Raw genomic sequence first — 1723 nt, forward strand, 5'->3', positions numbered from 1 at the left:
CCAAAGGGAAGGATTATGTTTGCATACGATGTCGGAGCACAAGGAAAATCAAGGATTTAAAGGGGGTTCGGGGGAATTTTGCGAAAAGTGCCCCTATCGGAATCTTTCCCCTAAACCTTCGGTTTTCAGCAAAGATTCCGGAGACGGATCTATGGATTCTGGTAAGACTTCAGAACATCCTTCAGTATGGATCAAAACCACCGATAAAGAGAATATTCCTATTGATCCTAAAAAGATTATCTGCATTTACCAGTCTGAAAACCACCCCAGACACAAGCTTCTCTATTTCTCAGATACACAGTTCTATGAAATCCATGCCACCTGGGAGTTTTGTGAAGAGTTATTTAAAACACATGGTGTTCCTTACTTCATTGCCAAAAAAAGGGACTGCATTGTTAATATCCACGCCATTGAACGGATTGAGAGAAAAGCCCTTCGCCTCAGGCATAATATTCATGTTCGGTTAGGAAAGGGGAAATTCACACAGTTGAAGCAAGCATTGGAAAAATGATATTCCAATCTTAAATATTTCTGACATTAAAATTTTTATTTCAATTACTGTAAAAAATACCACGAAATAGGGCATTTTAATAGAAAATTTTAGTAAAATCATTATTTTATACAAACCTCACATTCAATGATTCATCTAAATCAGACAAAAGTTTTATAAGTAAGAATTTTTATACGATCGAAAGGCGGGGTATTATTGTATTGTCATTTAAAATGAAGGCTCTACATAAGTTTTATAATGAATGTATAGAAAAAACAGGATAGATAAATTAAACAATATTTTTCTTAAAATTTCTTGAAAGAGGAATTTCTATTTTGCCTTCCAAAAATACGGAGTTTCCGGTTTGAGAAATAATTAAATTTTTATTCACAATATAAGATCGATGGATTTGAATAAAATTGGGAGGCAGTTCATTAATAATTTCGGATATTTTCCCACGTACAAATTCCTTTTTTTTTGAGGTGACAAGCTGTAGGTAATGATCTTCAGATTTTATATACAAAAGCTCATTAAGATATACCTTGGCTTTATTTTTTAAGACAATATGGTCTTCTATGACAAGCTGCTTTACTTTTTCAAGTTCCTGGATGGTTTGGCTATGCTCTACCTGTAATGTCTCATTTTCATTAGCAAGTTTTCTTCGTCTTATGTCTACTTTTTTCCATCTTATAAAGGAATACATGGCAATCAAGAAAACCATACCTATCAGAATAAAATACAATATTTTGTTTTCCTGATAATTCATTATTATTTTTTTTAAAGAGGATATTTGCCGTTTTTTTTCTTCTACTTGATATTTGGTATCTATTTCATGAATAGCAAGTGCGTTCTCCTCTCTTTTGAGTGTATCTTCAAATGCCATCCTTTTATTAAAATAATAAAGTGCACTATCACTATTTTTAATGTTGGAATAGGATTTATATAAAGCATCAGCAATAAGAATATTGCTCTTTATATCATTCTTAAAGTATTTTGATTGTTCCGATTTTTTAAAAATTGATATTGCTTTCTTTGGATCTTTTATGTCTAAATAATGATATCCTTCATTAAATTCAATTCTTTTTAAAGCGAGCTGAGAATAAAACTCATTTGATTTGTTATATTCAAATTTTGCTTTTTCTATACATTCATTATAAAACTTATGTAGAGCCTTCATTTTAAATGACAATACAATAATACCCCGCCTTTCGATCGTATAAAAATTCTTACTTA

The 1723-nt window shown here is 31.1% G+C and carries 2 protein-coding genes; one reads left to right on the top strand and one right to left on the bottom strand.

Annotated elements, in window-relative coordinates:
* The coding region (locus tag DD829_RS22450) for a LytTR family transcriptional regulator DNA-binding domain-containing protein (RefSeq protein ID WP_228408269.1) at nucleotides 1–511 on the top strand (511 nt) is incomplete at its 5' end.
* A 268-nt stretch (nucleotides 512–779) separates the two neighbouring features.
* Here the strand turns inward: DD829_RS22450 and DD829_RS22455 are convergent.
* The coding region (locus tag DD829_RS22455) for a LytR/AlgR family response regulator transcription factor (protein ID WP_228408270.1) at nucleotides 780–1723 on the bottom strand (944 nt) is incomplete at its 5' end.

Source organism: Chryseobacterium sp. HMWF035 (assembly GCF_003094695.1).
Classification (GTDB): Bacteria; Bacteroidota; Bacteroidia; order Flavobacteriales; family Weeksellaceae; genus Chryseobacterium; species Chryseobacterium gambrini.